Source organism: Streptomyces sp. NPDC048483 (assembly GCF_040651455.1).
Classification (GTDB): Bacteria; Actinomycetota; Actinomycetes; order Streptomycetales; family Streptomycetaceae; genus Streptomyces.
The window spans coordinates 203,521-219,038 of record NZ_JBEZJZ010000001.1 but is presented as its reverse complement, the minus strand read 5'-3'; the positions used below and the strand labels follow the sequence as shown (position 1 = coordinate 219,038).

At 72.7% G+C, this 15,518-nt stretch carries 17 protein-coding genes; 5 read left to right on the top strand and 12 right to left on the bottom strand.

What is annotated here, in order from left to right; translation table 11 throughout:
• Window positions 1–68: 68 nt before the first annotated feature.
• The 5 genes from AB0D04_RS01075 to sigE form a co-directional block, all read right to left on the bottom strand.
• Complete coding sequence (locus AB0D04_RS01075; protein ID WP_362697659.1) at window positions 69–716, bottom strand: hypothetical protein; 648 nt, start codon at window positions 714–716, stop codon at window positions 69–71.
• A 117-nt stretch (window positions 717–833) separates the two neighbouring features.
• Window positions 834–1,316, bottom strand: coding sequence for a sec-independent translocase (locus tag AB0D04_RS01070; RefSeq protein ID WP_362697656.1), 483 nt, complete (start codon window positions 1,314–1,316; stop codon window positions 834–836).
• 115 nt (window positions 1,317–1,431) lie between these two features.
• A complete protein-coding gene (locus AB0D04_RS01065) occupies window positions 1,432–3,714 on the bottom strand; it encodes a trypsin-like peptidase domain-containing protein (protein ID WP_362697653.1) in 2,283 nt (760 codons plus the stop codon).
• 121 nt (window positions 3,715–3,835) lie between these two features.
• Complete coding sequence (locus AB0D04_RS01060; protein ID WP_362697650.1) at window positions 3,836–4,747, bottom strand: zf-HC2 domain-containing protein; 912 nt, start codon at window positions 4,745–4,747, stop codon at window positions 3,836–3,838.
• Complete coding sequence (sigE, locus tag AB0D04_RS01055) at window positions 4,744–5,514, bottom strand: RNA polymerase sigma factor SigE (protein WP_362697703.1); 771 nt, start codon at window positions 5,512–5,514, stop codon at window positions 4,744–4,746. Before sigE ends, AB0D04_RS01060 begins: the two co-directional genes overlap by 4 nt.
• Window positions 5,515–5,691: 177 nt before the next feature.
• Between sigE and AB0D04_RS01050 the strand changes: the two genes are divergently transcribed.
• Complete coding sequence (locus AB0D04_RS01050; RefSeq protein WP_362697647.1) at window positions 5,692–6,375, top strand: O-methyltransferase; 684 nt, start codon at window positions 5,692–5,694, stop codon at window positions 6,373–6,375.
• A gap of 145 nt (window positions 6,376–6,520) precedes the next feature.
• Here the strand turns inward: AB0D04_RS01050 and AB0D04_RS01045 are convergent, their stop codons facing one another.
• Window positions 6,521–6,688, bottom strand: coding sequence for a DUF3117 domain-containing protein (locus AB0D04_RS01045; RefSeq protein ID WP_003985072.1), 168 nt, complete (start codon window positions 6,686–6,688; stop codon window positions 6,521–6,523).
• A 323-nt stretch (window positions 6,689–7,011) separates the two neighbouring features.
• On the opposite strand from AB0D04_RS01045, the gene AB0D04_RS01040 reads away from it, so the two are divergent.
• Window positions 7,012–7,812, top strand: coding sequence for an enoyl-CoA hydratase-related protein (locus tag AB0D04_RS01040; RefSeq protein WP_362697644.1), 801 nt, complete (start codon window positions 7,012–7,014; stop codon window positions 7,810–7,812).
• Between the two features lie 36 nt (window positions 7,813–7,848).
• On the opposite strand, the gene AB0D04_RS01035 is transcribed toward AB0D04_RS01040, so the two are convergent.
• Both AB0D04_RS01035 and AB0D04_RS01030 read right to left on the bottom strand, forming a co-directional pair.
• Complete coding sequence (locus AB0D04_RS01035) at window positions 7,849–8,454, bottom strand: DNA-3-methyladenine glycosylase I (protein WP_362697641.1); 606 nt, start codon at window positions 8,452–8,454, stop codon at window positions 7,849–7,851.
• On the bottom strand, window positions 8,451–8,885 hold the full coding sequence (locus tag AB0D04_RS01030) for a DivIVA domain-containing protein (protein ID WP_362697638.1): 435 nt from the start codon (window positions 8,883–8,885) through the stop codon (window positions 8,451–8,453). Before AB0D04_RS01030 ends, AB0D04_RS01035 begins: the two co-directional genes overlap by 4 nt.
• 92 nt (window positions 8,886–8,977) lie before the next feature.
• On the opposite strand from AB0D04_RS01030, the gene folP reads away from it, so the two are divergent.
• Complete coding sequence (folP, locus tag AB0D04_RS01025; protein WP_362697635.1) at window positions 8,978–9,838, top strand: dihydropteroate synthase; 861 nt, start codon at window positions 8,978–8,980, stop codon at window positions 9,836–9,838.
• 42 nt (window positions 9,839–9,880) lie between these two features.
• On the opposite strand, the gene AB0D04_RS01020 is transcribed toward folP, so the two are convergent.
• Together AB0D04_RS01020 and dapE are read right to left on the bottom strand one after the other, a co-directional pair.
• The gene (locus tag AB0D04_RS01020) at window positions 9,881–10,630 is read right to left on the bottom strand and encodes a TIGR00730 family Rossman fold protein (RefSeq protein WP_362697632.1); all 750 of its coding nucleotides are present in this window, start codon (window positions 10,628–10,630) and stop codon (window positions 9,881–9,883) included.
• 150 nt (window positions 10,631–10,780) lie between these two features.
• Window positions 10,781–11,872, bottom strand: a complete 1,092-nt coding sequence (dapE, locus tag AB0D04_RS01015) for a succinyl-diaminopimelate desuccinylase (RefSeq protein WP_362697629.1) — start codon at window positions 11,870–11,872, stop codon at window positions 10,781–10,783.
• A gap of 40 nt (window positions 11,873–11,912) precedes the next feature.
• Between dapE and AB0D04_RS01010 the strand changes: the two genes are divergently transcribed.
• Together AB0D04_RS01010 and AB0D04_RS01005 are read left to right on the top strand one after the other, a co-directional pair.
• Window positions 11,913–12,842 (top strand): heavy metal transporter, encoded by a 930-nt coding sequence (locus tag AB0D04_RS01010; RefSeq protein WP_362697626.1) that lies wholly within the window; start codon window positions 11,913–11,915, stop codon window positions 12,840–12,842.
• A 303-nt stretch (window positions 12,843–13,145) separates the two neighbouring features.
• Complete coding sequence (locus tag AB0D04_RS01005; RefSeq protein WP_362697623.1) at window positions 13,146–13,721, top strand: ATP-binding protein; 576 nt, start codon at window positions 13,146–13,148, stop codon at window positions 13,719–13,721.
• 75 nt (window positions 13,722–13,796) lie between these two features.
• Here the strand turns inward: AB0D04_RS01005 and dapC are convergent, their stop codons facing one another.
• Window positions 13,797–14,894, bottom strand: a complete 1,098-nt coding sequence (gene dapC, locus AB0D04_RS01000; protein WP_362697620.1) for a succinyldiaminopimelate transaminase — start codon at window positions 14,892–14,894, stop codon at window positions 13,797–13,799.
• Between the two features lie 163 nt (window positions 14,895–15,057).
• Entirely contained in the window at window positions 15,058–15,378 is a 321-nt protein-coding gene (gene fdxA / locus AB0D04_RS00995; protein ID WP_033319951.1) for a ferredoxin, read from the bottom strand.
• Between the last annotated feature and the right edge of the window lie 140 nt (window positions 15,379–15,518).

Genomic DNA, 15,518 nt, shown 5'->3' with positions numbered 1-15,518 from the left:
GGAGAGGGATCATGACCGCGCCCACCCGCAAGGAAGCCGTCGCGCGCCCCGTGCGCCGGGGCCCCGCCTCAGCCCTCGTACGCCGCCAGATCCTTGACGACCGAGAAGCCCAGGCCGTAGGCGCTCATTCCGCGCCCGTACGCGCCGATGTGCACGCCGGCGGGGCCGTCGCCGGACGAGCCGGCCAGCACCCAGCCGTACTCGGACTCGCGGTAGTGGAACCGCATCGGCACACCGTCCACCGGCAGCGTCAGCTCGCTCCAGCTCTCCCCGCCCAGGTCGTCGGCCAGCTCCCAGGCGAGCATCGTCTGCTGGTCCAGCCAGTCCTGGCGCAGCGAGCGGTCCATGTGGGACGGCCAGGTCCGGGCGAGCAGGCCGGATCCGGCGAGCCAGGCGGCCGTGGAGACCGAGGTGGCCTCCAGGACCCCGGTACCGTCGGCGCTGCGCCGTACGGGGCGGCTGGCGACGGTGACCACGACCGCGAACCGGTCGTCGTCCTTGCCCGTCTCCGCCTTTATGGTGGGCTGCTGGCCGTGCCCGGTGGCACCGTGTTCGACGGTGCCGTCCGCGGCCGCGCCGACCTGCATCAGCCAGCGTGGCCCGGTGAATGCCTCGTCGAGGCCGTACCACGGGAACGCGGCCAGCAGATAGCCGTCGACCTTCCGGCCGACGTCGGCTGACACCTCGTGGCTCGGTGTCGGACTCGTCGTCTCCATCTGCGCGGCGCCTCCTTGTTGCCCTGCGTCGTGGGCGGCCCGCCCCCCTCAGGCGTCCTCACCCCGGACACCGGGAGCATAGCCATAGGGGTCAACACAGCCGGGCATACGGGAGTATCAGGTGGCGTCGGCGTCGAAAGGCGGACGCTCCGGCGCGCCGTCCCGGTCACTCTTCTTGACCAGGTCGGGGCGGCCGCCGCCGGATTCCTTGGTGAGATTGGCGCGTGCGCCGTTCGAGGGGCTCACGGGCGCGTCAGCGGCGCCGTCGCGGCCGTGGACGACGTCCTCGAGATCGGCCACCTCGGACTTGAAGTCGAAGCCGTTGCGGATCTCCTGGAGCTCCTTGAGGCCGTATTCGTCCTTCTCCAGGACATGCTTGCGGACGAAATTCTTCGGCTTGAGGTCCTCGAACTCGAAGTCCTTGAATTCCGGGCCCAGCTCGCTGCGGATGTCCTCCTTGGCGGTGTCGGAGAACGCGCGCACCTTGCGGATGAAGCCCGTGACGTCCTGAATGACCTTGGGCAGCTTGTCCGGCCCGAAGATCAGCATCGCAAGGATCACGAGCGCCACCAGCTCGAGGGGTCCTATGTCGAAGAACACCTTGCAGCTCCTTGGATTATCCGCGGCCTCAATGGCCTAGGGGCCAGGCCGACTATCACGGTACCTGGCCCGCTGCGCCGGGCGGGAGTCACCCGTGCCAACACGGGGAAAACGATCAACCGCTGCTGGAGGAGCCCAGCGTCAGCCGAACGGTCTGCTCCTTTCCGCCCCTTTGGAGCCTCAGCACCAGCGTGTCGCCGGGCCGGTGGCTGCGGATCTTGACGATCAGCTCCTCGCCGCTGTGCACCGGCGCATCGTCCACCTTGGTGATCACATCGCCGGGCCGGATCCCGGCCTTGGCGCCGGGCCCGCCCGGGATGACCGGCGCCCTGCCGTCCTTGCTCCGGGCACTGACCCGCGCGCCGTCACCCGCGTACTCCATCTCCAGGGTGACGCCGATCACCGGGTGTGTCGCCCGGCCCGTGTTGATCAGCTCCTCGGCCACCCGCCTGGCCTGGTTGATGGGTATCGCGAAGCCCAGGCCGATGCTGCCGCCCTGGCCGCCTCCCTGGCCGCCGCCGTCCAGCCCGCCGCCGCTGTCGGCCGCCCGGATGGCGCTGTTGATGCCGATCACCCGTGCCTTGGCGTCCACCAGCGGACCGCCCGAGTTGCCCGGGTTTATCGGGGCGTCCGTCTGGAGCGCATCCACGTACGACACATCGCTGCCGCCGCCCTGGCCGCCTGCGGTGATCGGGCGCTGCTTGGCGCTGATGATGCCGGAGGTGACGGTGTTGGCGAGGTCGTACGGGGCACCGATCGCCACGACGGGGTCGCCGACCCGCACCGCGTCGGAGTTGCCGAGGGGCAGCGGGCGCAGTCCGGTGACGCCCTCCACCTGGACGACGGCGAGGTCGTAGCCGCCGTCCCGCCCGACGACCTTGGCCTTGGCCGTCTGGCCGCCGCTGAACGTCACCGATATCTCGCCGCCGGTGCCGGCCGGCTCGACGACGTGGTTGTTGGTGAGGATGTGCCCCTTGTTGTCCAGGACAAAGCCGGTGCCGGTGCCCTGCTCGGCATTGCCCCGCACATGCAGGGTGACCACGCCGGGCAGCGCCCGCTGCGCGATCCCGGCGACGCTGTCCGGGTTACGGCTGCCGTCGTCGCCGGCGGCCTGCGGGAGCTTGATGTCGTCGATGCCGCCGTACCGCTCGATGTACGCGCCGATGACGCCGCCGACCCCGCCCGCGAGCAGGGCCGCCACCACGGCACCGATCACCAGCGGCGCACGCCGGCCGCGCTTGCCTGCGCCGACCGGCGGCGATGCGGCGGGGCCGCCGTGCTGGGGCGCGCTCCAGGGGTCGTACTGCTGCCAGGCGCCGGTGGGGGCCGGCCCGTGGCCGCCGCCTGCCGGCATGGCCGCACGGTTCCCGGCGGGGCGGGGGCCGCCGTCGCCGGGGTGCGGGACGAAGGCGGTGGTGTCGGTGGCGTCGGGGCCGGCGACGGGCTTCTGGAGGGAGGGGCCGTCGTCACCTGCGGAGGCCGCCGGGGCGGGGTGCGCCGGGTCGGCGGGCGGGGCGGGGGTGCCGGGGGCGGTCGGCGGGTGCGCGGCCGGTGTGGCGGGGGCCATGGCCGGGTGCGCGGCCGGTGTGGCGGGCACGGTCGGCGGCTGCGGAGCGGGGTCGCCCGGCGGCTGCGGGGCGGGGGCTCCGGGCGCGGCCGGCTGCGGGGACGGCGGCGGGCCCTGGTAGGACGCGCCGGGCATCGGGGCCTGCGGGGGCATCGCGTGCGGCGGCAGCCTGGTGCCCTGAGCCGGGGTCGCCATCGGCCGCTGTACGGGTGGCGCGGGCGCCCACGGCCCGGGGCCGCCGTACGGAGGCGTGCCGTAGGGGTCCTCGGCGTGCAGCGGCCGCGGCCGCTCCGGCGCACCGTTCGGCCCGGCCGTGGCCGTGACCGTCGCGGTCCCGCCACCCGGCACCTCGTCCCGGTGGCCGGCCGCCGTCTCCTCCCGTACGCCGGCGGCGGCCTGACCGAACGTCACGGTCGAGGCCACGCCCCGGTCCCGGACCGCCGCGTCGGCGTCGGCGTCGGGTACGTCGCCCTGGGCCGCCGCGGGGTCCGCTGCCGTCGCCGACCCGTCGACGGGGGCGACCACCGCGGTCACCTCGGCCGTACGGGCAGCATCGGCCCGGTCCGCCACACCGGCCGGCTCAGGCGCATCGGCCCGCTCCGGCGCATCGGCGACCACCGGCGCCTCGGGCACCGCCGATGCCCCGGACGCCACCGCCGCATCGGCTCCATCGGCCGCATCCCCCGCCCCGGACGCACGCGGCACCCCCGCCGTCCGACCGGCGGAAGACACCGGTGCCTGCGGACCGGCCTCGGTGGGCGGTTGCGTCACCGGGCGTCCCGGGCGGCTCCACCACTTCAGCTTCGGCCCGGCGGCCTTACCGTCGTCCATGCTCTCCCCAGATTTCGCCCGCACTCGCGGGCCACCGCCACCTCGCGGCCCGCGCCCCGGACAGGGGTGCGAAGCCCACCAGGGATTCAACCAGTTCTGCGCGGGGCTGCGCAGTGCGCGGTCAGTGCCGGTCGGGAGTTGCGCCGGGGGCGGCGGGGCTGGAGGGTGCCGCGGAGCCGATCAGTGGCCGCTTGGGCTCCACCGGGGAGAGCGGGGAGAGGTGGTACGGCGAGGCCGGGCCGGTCGCGGCTATCAGGGGCGGCAGGCCGAAGCGTCCGGGCGGGTTCGGGTCCGTCGAGAGCGAGAGCGAGAGCGCCGCGCCGGGGCCGTAGAGGCTCATGGCGCCGGGGGCCGGCGCCGCGGTGGGCGCGCCGATCCGCGGGCCGGTGCCGGCCTCCCCCGTCGCCAGGAATGCGCCGGTGCGGGTCAGCGGACCGCTGCCCGCCACCGGGGTGGCACTGAGCGGGGTGACGGCCGTGGCGCCGCCGTCGCCGCGGCCGCCGGGTGTATCGACGGCCGCCTCCAGCGGAAGGGCACCACCGAGCGCAATGGCCGCGAGCGAGACCGCCCCGGCCGCCGCGAAGGCGAACCGGCGCCGCTGCGGCGCGGGCCGCTCGGCCTCGTGGACCCGGAAGCCGCGCTGCCGCGGCGGCCCGGCAAGGCCGGCCATGGCCCGCTCGGCCCGCCGGCCGTGGTCGTCGGCGGGGACATAGCCGAAGGAGCCGCCGCCCCGGGCGAAGTCGCCGCGTCCGAGGGCGCCGCCACCAAGCCGGCTGCCGGGACCGCCCAGATCACCGCCGGGCAGCCCCTGAAGGCGCGCCAGCAGCCCCTCGGAGGGGCCGGGGGGTGCCGTCTGCGCGAAGACGCTCTTCAGCCGGCGCTGGGCGTCGGCCTCTGCTTTGCATTTTCCGCACGTCGCAAGATGCGCGAGCACCCGCTCGCGCGCGTCATGCCCCAACTCGCCGTCGACCAGGGCCGCGAGGCGGTCGCCGAGATGCTGCTCGGCGGGGGATGGACCGCCACTGAGGCTCACGCGATCCCGACCTCCCCGGTGGAGACCACCGCCAGCGACCGCTGCTGCTTGCGCTCCTCGGCGCGCGCCGCCGGGGAGCGGTGCTTGAGCGCCTTGCGCAGATGCGAGCGGCCGCGGTGGATCCGGCTGCGGACCGTGCCGAGCTTGACGCCCAGGGTTGCGGCGATCTCCTCGTAGGAGAGGCCTTCGATGTCGCACAGGACGACGGCGGCCCGGAACTCGGGCGCGAGGGTGTCCAGTGCGTGCTGGACGTCGGCGTCGAAGTGGGTGTCGTCGAAGTGTTCCTGCGGCGCGGGCTCGTTGCTGGGCAGCCGTTCGGCGGCGTCGTCACCGAGCGAGTCGAAGCGGATGCGCTGGCGGCGGCGGACCATGTCGAGGAAGAGATTGGTCGTGATGCGGTGCAGCCAGCCCTCGAAGGTGCCGGGGGTGTACGACGACAGCGAGCGGAAGACGCGGACGAACACCTCCTGGGTGATGTCCTCGGCGTCGTGCTGATTGCCGGAGAGGCGGTAGGCGAGACGGTAGACCCGTGCACTGTGGGTGCTGACGATCTCCTCCCAGGTGGGCGGGGTCCACGTCTGCGCATCCGCGCCCTCGGCAAAGGTCGCGGTGGTTGCGGAGTCGGTGGTACGGAGACCTTCAGCAGTGTTTGTCACGGATTTCGGCTCGGCAGACAACCGTTTCAAGCGCCTTCGCACCTTTCGGTCACCCGCCGCAGCCGCACCTCCCCTGGTGGCTCTGGTGGTGTCCAGTAGAGCCCCTACCATATCCACCCCGCCCGTTAGCTCCGGATAAGCAGTTTTGACCTGCATTTGGTCCTGGAACCGGCCCTGTCTCGTCTCCTGCACCGTCTTCATGGGTGCCTCCCCCCTGCAATTCCCCCTGCTTTCTCCTAACGTCCGGTCCCATCTGCGGGTTCCCGCACACAGCGGATACAGTCACGGTTGCGTCAACTACGGGGACAGGAGAGGGCCATTACCGGCAACCGGCAGACGAGCTTGGCATTCGCCGAGGCGTACGGCGCCGGGACCATCGACGACACCTCCGAGGCCGCCCTGAGCTGGTGCCGCGAGCGGGCACGGGAGGCCGGCATCCGTACGGTGTCGACCGGCACCGGCGCGGCCCTGCGGATGCTCGCGGCCACCGCGGACGCCAAGGCGGTCGCCGAGATCGGCACCGGCACCGGCGTGTCGGGCATCTATCTCCTGCACGGCATGCGGCCGGACGGCGTGCTGACCACCGTCGATCTCGAACCGGAGCGCCAGGCGTTCGCCAGGACGGCGTTCCGCGAGGCGGGCTTCGCCGGCAACCGCGCGCGCTTCATTCCCGGCCGCGCCCTGGACGTACTGCCCCGTCTCGCGGACGGCGGATACGACCTCGTCTTCTGCGACGGGGACCTGATGGAGTGCCTGGAATACCTCGCTGAATCGTTGCGTCTGCTGCGCCCCGGCGGCCTGGTGTGCTTCGAGGGCGTCTTCGCGGACGGCCGTACGGTCGACTCCGCGGTGCAGCCGGCGGAGGTGCTGCGGCTGCGCGAACTGCTGCGGGCCATACGGGAGAGCACCACGCTGGTGCCGGCCCTGCTTCCGGTGGGCGACGGGCTGCTCTGCGCGGTCAAGCGCGGCTGACCGCCGCCTGCATATGGCGCGAGGCGACGAAAACGGCCCCGGCAGGCGGCGCGCCGTCTCTGCGCGCCCCCTGCCGGGGCCGGGGTCTCGGCTGGGGGTACCGGGGGTCAGCCCCCGGGAAACCGCAGCGGTTGTTCCGCCCTCGTCAGACGGTGACCTTCTCCAGGGCCTCACCCAGCGCCTTGGCCTCGTCGGGGGTCAGCTCGACGACGAGCCGCCCGCCGCCTTCGAGCGGAACGCGCATGACGATGCCCCGCCCCTCCTTGGTCACCTCGAGCGGGCCGTCGCCCGTCCGCGGCTTCATGGCCGCCATGCTCGTTCCCCTTCCTGAAACCAGCTCATCTCAGCCGACGGCCTGGATAGGCGCGTGTCACCGGCATCGAACACATTGCTTCCAGGCCATTATCCCGCATCGAACGACCCGATGACCAACATCGGGGAGCATCCCTTGCGCAACGCGCTCGGCCAAAACCACTCAATTCGGGGAGGGGGCTGCGATACTGCGCCACCCTTCGACGTCCGACGCGCCCCAGTTGTTTGATGTACGTCACATGCCGAAGCCCGATGATCTCCGGCATCCTGAGCGCTGACTGCCACCACCGGGCAGTCCGAGCCGCGACGGAGGGGACCCCCACTATGGCCGACACCGTGCTCTACGACGTGAGCGACGGACTCGCGACGATCACCCTCAACCGCCCCGACGCGATGAACGCGATGAACACGGAGGCGAAGGTCGCGCTGCGGGACATCCTCCAGGAGGCCGCCGCCGACCCGGCGGTACGGGCCGTGCTGCTGACCGCCACCGGGCGCGCCTTCTGCGTCGGGCAGGACCTCAAGGAGCACATCGGGCTGCTGGCCGAGGACCGGGCGACGGGCTCGGGCAGCACCATGAACACCGTGCGCGAGCACTACAACCCCATCGTGACGGCGCTGACGGAGATGCCCAAGCCCGTGGTCGCGGGCGTCAACGGGGTCGCGGCGGGCGCGGGCGCGGGCTTTGCGATGGCCGCCGACTACCGGGTCGTCGCCGATTCCGCGTCCTTCAACACCTCCTTCGCGGGCGTCGCGCTGACCGCCGACTCCGGGATGTCCTGGACGCTGCCCCGGCTGATCGGCCATGGCCGGGCCGCCGATCTGCTGCTCTTCCCGCGCAACGTCGGCGCCCAGGAGGCGTACGAGCTCGGCATCGCCAACAAGGTCGTCCCGGCAGCCGAGCTGGCCGGGGAGGCGGCGGCGGTCGCCCGGCGCCTGGCCCAGGGGCCGACCGCCGCCTACGCCGCGATCAAGGAGTCGCTGGCCTACGGGGCCGGGCACTCGCTCGCCGAGACCCTCGGCAAGGAGGACGAGCTCCAGGGCCGGGCCGGGGCGTCCGAGGACCACCAGATCGCGGTCGAGGCGTTCGTGAAGAAGGAGAAGCCGGCCTTCCTGGGCCGCTGATCCCCTACGGCTGCGGGCCGGGCCGGGCGGCCCGGCTCAGCCGGCCGCCGCCTCCGCACTCCGGCGGGCACGGCAGTCCGCGAGGTGGTCGTTGACCAGGCCGCACGCCTGCATCATGGCGTAGGCCGTCGTCGGGCCGACGAAGCGGAAGCCGCGCTTCTTGAGGTCCTTGGCGAGCGCCGTCGACTCCGGGGTCACCGGCTGCAGATCGCCGACGGTGCGCGGCACCGGGCGGCCGGTCCGGTCGGGGGCGTAGGACCAGATGAGGGCGTCGAGCTCGCCGGGGGCGAGTTCGGCGGCGACCTTGGCGTTGGCGATCGTCGCGGCGATCTTGAGGCGGTTGCGGATGATGCCGGGGTCGGCGAGCAGCCGCTCGGCGTCCGCATCGGTGAACCGCGCCACCGCCGCGATCTTGAAGTCGGCGAACGCGGCCCGGAAGCCGGGGCGGCGGCGCAGGATCGTGATCCAGGACAACCCGGACTGGAACGCCTCCAGGCTCAGGCGCTCGAAGAGTGCGTCGTCCCCGTGGACCGGCAGGCCCCACTCGGTGTCGTGGTACGCGCGGTAGTCGGCCATCTGCTCCGACTCCATGCCCCACGGGCAGCGCGGTACGCCGTCCGGAGCCGTCACCACACCGCTCATGCCCGTCCCTCGCCCTCTTCGTCAGTGGAGTCCGCCGGGCCCTCGGGGGCCCGGCCACCGGGCCGCGCGTCCTCCCCGGAGCCCGCGCCCGCATCCCGTATCAGCCCCGGTCCGCCCATCGCGGCGGCATGCGCCCCGGCCAGCGCCGCCTCCAGCTCGGCGATCCGCGCGTCGCGCTCGGCCAGCTCGGCGCCGAGGCGGTCCAGGGCGTCGTCGACGTCGTCCATCCGATAGCCGCGGACGCCCACCGGGAAGCGGACGGCCTCCACATCGGCGCGGGCGAGGGGGCGGTCGGCGGGCAGCGGGTCGTACAGCCGGTCCGGCTCGGCGTCCCGCAGGCCGCCGTCCTCTCCGCCGTCGCCCCCGCCCACGACGACGAGGGTGACCGCGGCCACCACCACGACCATCGCGATCAGCAAGAACCAGAACACGACCAACTCCCCGCACTTGTGCCTGCTACTGATCGTGCCATGCGGGTCCGACAGTTAGGGTCGCTCACGGACCACGGAGAGGGAGTCAGGGAATGCTGCGGCTGGGAAATCGCGAGTTCGGTGCGCACGAGCCGGTGATCATGGCCATCGTGAACAGGACCCCGGATTCCTTCTACGACCAGGGGGCCACCTTCCAGGACGAGCCCGCGCTCGCCCGCGTCGAGCAGGCGGTGGCGGACGGCGCCACGATCATCGACATCGGCGGCGTCAAGGCCGGTCCCGGCGAGGAGGTCGACGCCGAGGAGGAGGCCCGTCGTACGGTCGGGTTCGTGGCCGAGGTGCGCAAGCGCTTCCCCGATGTCGTGATCAGCGTCGACACATGGCGGCACGAGGTCGCCGAGGCGGTCTGCGAGGCAGGTGCGGATCTCCTCAACGACGCCTGGGGCGGCGTGGATCCGGCGCTCGCCGAGGTCGCGGCGCGCTACGGCACCGGCCTGGTGTGCACCCACGCGGGCGGCGCCGAGCCGCGTACCCGCCCGCACCGGGTGACGTACGACGACGTGATGGCCGACATCCTGCGGGTGACGCTGGGCCTGGCGGAGCGGGCCGTGGAGTTGGGCGTACGGCGCGACGGGATCCTGATCGACCCCGGGCACGACTTCGGCAAGAACACCCGGCACAGCCTGGAGGCGACCCGCCGGCTCGGCGAGATGACGGCGACCGGCTGGCCGGTGCTGGTCTCCCTGTCCAACAAGGACTTCGTCGGCGAGACGCTCTACAGGCCGGTCAAGGAGCGGGTGCTGGGCACCCTGGCGACCACCGCCGTCTCGGCCTGGCTGGGCGCCCAGGTCTACCGGGTCCACGAGGTCGCCGAAACCCGTCAGGTGCTGGACATGGTGGCCTCCATCGCCGGCCACCGGCCCCCGGCGGTCGCCCGCCGGGGACTGGCGTAGGCCGCCCCGCCCGCCCCTGAATCCCGGCCCTGGAACCCGGCCCTAGATCCCGGCCTCCTTGGTCACCAGCGCGATCGCCTCGTCCACGTCGTCACTGACGTGGAAGAGCTCCAGGTCGTGCGCGGAGGCCTTGCCCTGGGCGATGAGGGTGCCGCGCAGCCAGTCGATCAGCCCGCCCCAGTAGGCCGAGCCGAACAGCACGATCGGGAAGCGGGTCACCTTGCGGGTCTGGACGAGGGTGAGCGCCTCGAAGAGCTCGTCCAGGGTGCCCAGCCCGCCGGGGAGCACCACGAACCCGCGCGCGTACTTCACAAAGCACGTCTTGCGGACGAAGAAGTAGCGGAAGTCGACGCCGAGGTTCACATACGGGTTCATGCCCTGCTCGAAGGGCAGCTCGATCCCCAGGCCGACGGAGACCCCGCCGGCCTCGCTGGCGCCCTTGTTGGCCGCCTCCATGGCGCCGGGCCCGCCGCCGGTGATCACCGCGAACCCGGCCTTCACCAGGGCCGCGCCGATCCGCACCGCGGCGTCGTACTCGGCGGAGTCCTGGGGGGTACGGGCGGAGCCGAAGACGCTGACGGCCGGGCCCAGCTCGGCCAGCGCGCCGAAGCCCTCCACGAACTCCGACTGGATGCGCATCACCCGCCAGGGGTCGGTGTGCACCCACTCGGAGGGCCCTTCGGAGTCCAGCAGCCGCTGGTCCGTCGTGCCCGGCTGCACCTGGTCGTGACGGCGCAGTACGGGACCCAGCCGCTGCTCCTCGGGGGTCGGTGCTCCCTCGGGGTTGGCCATGACGTGCTCCCTCCGCTGACAGATCGTTGCCGCTTCAGCGTAGATCCACCGGCGTGGCGCGGAGGGGAATTCCGCCGGTACGCGGGCAGGCGGCGGGCGGTCCCGGGGAGCGCGGCGGCCGGGCGGTCGGGCGGTCGGGCGGTCAGGCGGTCAGGCGGTCAGCCAGGCGCGCAGCCGCTCCTCGCAGTGCGAGATGCGCTCGACCTCGACCCGCTCGTCCTTCTTGTGCGCGAGCAGGGCGTAGCCCGGCCCGTAATTGACGGCCGGGACGCCGAGCGCGCTGAAGCGGGAGACGTCGGTCCAGCCGAACTTGGGCAGCGCGCTGCCGCCGACGGCCTCCATGAAGGCCTTGGCCGCCGGGTGGGAGAGGCCCGGCAGCGCGCCCGGCGAGTGGTCGTCGACGACGAGCTCGTCCACCGGGCAGTCCGCGAAGACCTCCCGGACGTGGGCCAGCGCCTCCTCGGGGGTGCGGTCGGGCGCATAGCGGAAGTTGACGGTGACCGTGCAGGCGTCGGGGATGACGTTGTTGGCCACGCCGCCCTCGATGTGTACGGCGTTCAGGCCCTCGCGGTATTCCAGGCCGTCGATCACCGGGCGGCGCGGCTCGTACGCGGCGAGCTTGGCCAGGATCGGGGCGGCGGCGTGGATCGCGTTGGCGCCCATCCAGCTGCGGGCGGAGTGCGCGCGCTCACCGGTGGTGCGCAGCAGGACCCGCAGGGTGCCCTGGCAGCCGCCCTCCACCTGCCCGTCGGAGGGCTCCAGGATCACGGCGAAGTCGCCCACGAGCCAGTCGGGGTGGGCGTCGGCGACGCGGCCGAGGCCGTTGAGGTGGGCGGCGACCTCTTCCTGGTCGTAGAAGACGAAGGTCAGGTCCCGGTTGGGTGCGGGGACGGTGGCGGCCATCCGCAGCTGGACCGCGACGCCGGACTTCATGTCGCAGGTGCCGCAGCCCCACAGGACGCCCCTCTCGTCCAGCCGGGAGGGGACATTGTCGGCGATCGGCACGGTGTCGAGGTGTCCGGCGAGCACCACCCGCTCGTCGCGGCCCAGGTGGGTGCGGGCGACGATGTTGTTGCCGTAGCGGTCGACGGTCAGGTGCGGCAGCGCGCGCAGGGCGTTCTCGACCGCGTCGGCGAGGTCCTTCTCGTCGCCGCTGACGGACGGGAAGTCGACAAGCTGCGCGGTGAGCCGGGCCGCGTCGAGCGACAGGTCGAGGGCGGGGTGGTGTGCAGAGCGCTCCATGGATCCGACCCTATCGGCAGCACTCCAGTACGGTGGGCGCGTGTCCGCCCAGCCCAAAGCCCCCGCCTCCCGCAAGCGCCTCTGGCGTATCGCCGCGGCCTTCGCCGTACTGATCGGGCTGGCCGTCTATCTGGTCGTGCAGTACGTCACCGGCGGCCCCGGTGCGCCGCACTGCCTGGTGCAGGCCGAGGGCGACGACAAGCCGTACGAGGTGACCCCCGAGCAGGCCGCGAACGCCGCGACGATCTCGGCGGTGGCGTCCTCGCGCGGGCTGCCGGAGCGGGCGGTGACGATCGCGCTGGCGACCGCGATGCAGGAGTCGGGGCTGCGCAACATCGACTTCGGTGACCGGGACTCGGTCGGGCTCTTCCAGCAGCGGCCGTCCCAGGACTGGGGCACCGTCAAGCAGATCATGGACCCGGTGTATGCGGCCGGGGAGTTCTACACGCATCTGGCGAAGGTGCCCGGCTATTCCCGGCTGCCGCTGACCGCCGCCGCGCAGAAGGTGCAGCGCAGCGGCTATCCGCAGGCGTACGCGAAGCACGAGGCGAACGCCGCGCGGCTGACCGGGGCACTGACCGGCCGCGATCATGCGGCGCTGGTGTGCAGCCAGAGCCGCCCGGTGGACGGCAAGGCCGGCGGGGTCGCCGCGGTGCGGGAGAAGCTGGTGCGGGAGTTCGGGCCCGAGGTGCTGCCGCGTGTGGCCGGCGCCGGGGGCCGGGCGGCGGCCGGGGAGCGCAGGGTGACGGTGCCGGTGCAGCGGGACGGGGCGGGCGCCGACGGCGACCGCACACGGCGCGGCTGGGAGCTGGCGTCCTGGGCGATGGCACACTCCGCGGAGCTGCGCATCGAACAGATCTCTTACGCCGACCGCATGTGGTCGGCGGCCGATGCGGGGAAGGGCTGGCAGCAGCGGCCGGACGCCTCCGGGGCGGACACCGGCGGCGTCCGCATCATCACCGCGCAGTAGTCCGCCGGATCCCCCGAAAGGGTCACCGGCGCCAATTCCCTTTTACGGCCGGGGAGTTGGCCGAGCGCACGCCACAGTTTCGGGCAATCGCCTTGCGCCGAAAGGGCTGTGACGTTTCCTCACGTCCTCGCGCGGCAGGCATATTGCCCCTCTTTATCCAGGGCGGATTATGTGACGCGTTACCAACTCTTTACCTGAGTTCACCGCAACCTTCGGGGACCTGACGCGATATTCAGTGCGTCCGCCAGGCGGACATGGCACATCTGTCAGAAGTTACGAGTCCCTCTCCGTAAAAGGAGCACCATGTCCCTCCCCGTTACGCGTCGGATCGCCCGAGCCGCCCTGCTCATTGCCGCAGGTGCCGCTCCCGTGGTGGCGGCGGCCGGCTCCGCCGAGGCCGCAACCCTGCCCGCGGCACCCGGCCTGAGCGGACTGAGCGCCCCGGACTCCGCGAGCACCAGCAAGAACCTGGGCGGCACCGCCGCGACCGGCGTCGGCCTGGTCAATGAGGCGGGCAAGCAGACCGCCACGAATCTCGCCCCGTCGGCGGCCAAGGCCGTCATCCCGCTGGTCACGAAGGCCGCGCCGATCGCGAACGCCGCGTCGCTCGCCAAGGGCGCGGCGGTCTCCAAGGGCGTCTCGCTGGTGAAGGGCGCCGCGAAGGGCGCGCCGGTCGCGAAGGGTGTGTCGCTGGTGAAGGCCGCGCCGCTCGCCAAGGGCGTCTCCCAGAAGGCGAAGGGTGTCGTCGGCGGGGTCGCCAAGAAGGGCAAGTCGGCCGACGCGATGCCCCTTGCGGCCCCGGGCGTGCTCGCTCCGGTGGCCGGCCTGCTCGGCGGTCCGGTGCAGGGCATGATCGGTGGTATGCCGATCAGCGGCTGAGCGTCCGCGCCACGCGCCGGGGCCCGGGGAGCGCTGCTCTCCCCGGGCCCCGGCGCGTTCTCGTATGTCAGCGGCTCACTCGGTGAGACGGCGTACCGCGGCGTCCACCCGCTCGTCGGTCGCGGTGAAGGCGATCCGTACGAACCGCTCCCCCGCGGTCCCGTAGAAGTCGCCGGGGGCCACCAGGATGCCGCGCTTGGCGAGGTCGCCGACGGTGTCCCAGCAGGGCTCGTCGCGGGTCGCCCAGAGGTAGAGCGAGGCCTCGCTGTGCTCGATACGGAAGCCGGCCGCCTCGAAAGCGGTGCGCAGGGCGGTGCGGCGGCGGGCGTAGCGCTCGCGCTGCTCGGCGACATGGGCGGTGTCGCCGAGCGCGGCGACGGTGGCGGCCTGGACGGGCGCGGCGACCATCATGCCGCCGTGCTTGCGGATCTGCAGCAGCTCGCCGAGGACGGCGGCGTCACCGGCCAGGAAGGCGGCGCGGTAGCCGGCCAGGTTGGAGCGCTTGGAGAGCGAGTGGACGGCGACGATGCCATCGAGGGAGCCGCCGCAGACGTCCGGGTGCAGTACGGAGACCGGGTCCGCCTCCCAGCCCAGCTCGAGGTAGCACTCGTCGCTGAAGACCAGCACGCCGTGCTCGCGGGCCCAGGCGACGGTGCGGCGCAGCTCGTCGGCGGTCAGGACCCGACCGGTGGGGTTGGAGGGCGAGTTGAGCCAGAGCAGCTTCAGCCCGGTGGGGTCGAGGTCGGTCGGCTCGTCGTAGACGACGGGCTCGGCGCCGGCCAGGCGGGCGCCGACCTCGTAGGTGGGGTAGGCCAGCCGCGGGTAGGCCACCTTGTCGCCGGGGCCCAGGCCCAGCTGGGTCGGCAGCCAGGCCACCAGTTCCTTGGAGCCGACGATCGGCAGCACGTTGGTGTGCTCCAGGCCGTGGGCGCCCAGGCGGGCGGCGGCCCAGCCGGTGAGCGCGTCCCGCAGCGCGGCCGTACCCCACACCGTGGGATAGCCGGGGCTGTTCGCCGCGTCGGTCAGGGCCTGCTGGATCACCGCGGGCACGGGGTCGACCGGGGTGCCGACGGAGAGGTCGACGATGCCGTCGGCGTGTGCGGCGGCGGTGGTCTTGTACGGCTCGAGCCGGTCCCAGGGAAAGACAGGGAGACGGGAGGAGACTGCGCCCACTATCGGTGCTCACTTTCTCAGGCGGGTGACGCGGGGGCCGGCGACGCAAAAATGCTTCGGTCCCGTACGGCATCGTGGCCGTACGGGACCGGGCGGCGCCGTGCGACCGCTGACTCTCGGAGGCGGGAGGGGCGGACGGGCGCCCTCCCGGTCCCCCGGGGTGTTACTGGTTCTGCGGCGGCAGCTCTGCGATGAAGGGGTGGTCGCGCTCGATCAGGCCGAGCTTGCTGGCGCCACCGGGCGAACCGAGCTCGTCGAAGAACTCCACATTCGCCTTGTAGTAGTCCTTCCACTCTTCCGGAGTGTCGTCCTCGTAGAAGATCGCCTCGACGGGGCACACCGGCTCACACGCACCACAGTCGACACATTCGTCCGGGTGGATGTACAAGGACCGGGAACCCTCGTAGATGCAGTCGACGGGGCACTCCTCGATGCATGCCTTGTCCTTGACGTCGACACAAGGCTGCGCGATGACGTAGGTCACGCTGTCGTTCCTCCTCAGTAGGGCCGGCGGTCCGATAGGCAGTACCGCCGCTGGGCGCGCGGGAGCGCGGCGTCGTCGATGCCCGCCACCTAGTATCTCCGTTCCCGGGCACGAGACGAACAAGAGGGGCGGGAAGAGCG

Coding starts and splice junctions, on each gene's coding strand:
- AB0D04_RS01075 (WP_362697659.1), bottom strand. CDS start 716: ATGGAGACGACGAGTCCGACACCGAGCCACGAGGTGTCAGCCGACGTC.
- AB0D04_RS01065 (WP_362697653.1), bottom strand. CDS start 3,714: ATGGACGACGGTAAGGCCGCCGGGCCGAAGCTGAAGTGGTGGAGCCGC.
- sigE (WP_362697703.1), bottom strand. CDS start 5,514: ATGGTAGGGGCTCTACTGGACACCACCAGAGCCACCAGGGGAGGTGCG.
- AB0D04_RS01045 (WP_003985072.1), bottom strand. CDS start 6,688: ATGGCGGCCATGAAGCCGCGGACGGGCGACGGCCCGCTCGAGGTGACC.
- AB0D04_RS01040 (WP_362697644.1), top strand. CDS start 7,012: ATGGCCGACACCGTGCTCTACGACGTGAGCGACGGACTCGCGACGATC.
- AB0D04_RS01035 (WP_362697641.1), bottom strand. CDS start 8,454: ATGAGCGGTGTGGTGACGGCTCCGGACGGCGTACCGCGCTGCCCGTGG.
- folP (WP_362697635.1), top strand. CDS start 8,978: ATGCTGCGGCTGGGAAATCGCGAGTTCGGTGCGCACGAGCCGGTGATC.
- AB0D04_RS01020 (WP_362697632.1), bottom strand. CDS start 10,630: ATGGCCAACCCCGAGGGAGCACCGACCCCCGAGGAGCAGCGGCTGGGT.
- dapE (WP_362697629.1), bottom strand. CDS start 11,872: ATGGAGCGCTCTGCACACCACCCCGCCCTCGACCTGTCGCTCGACGCG.
- AB0D04_RS01005 (WP_362697623.1), top strand. CDS start 13,146: ATGTCCCTCCCCGTTACGCGTCGGATCGCCCGAGCCGCCCTGCTCATT.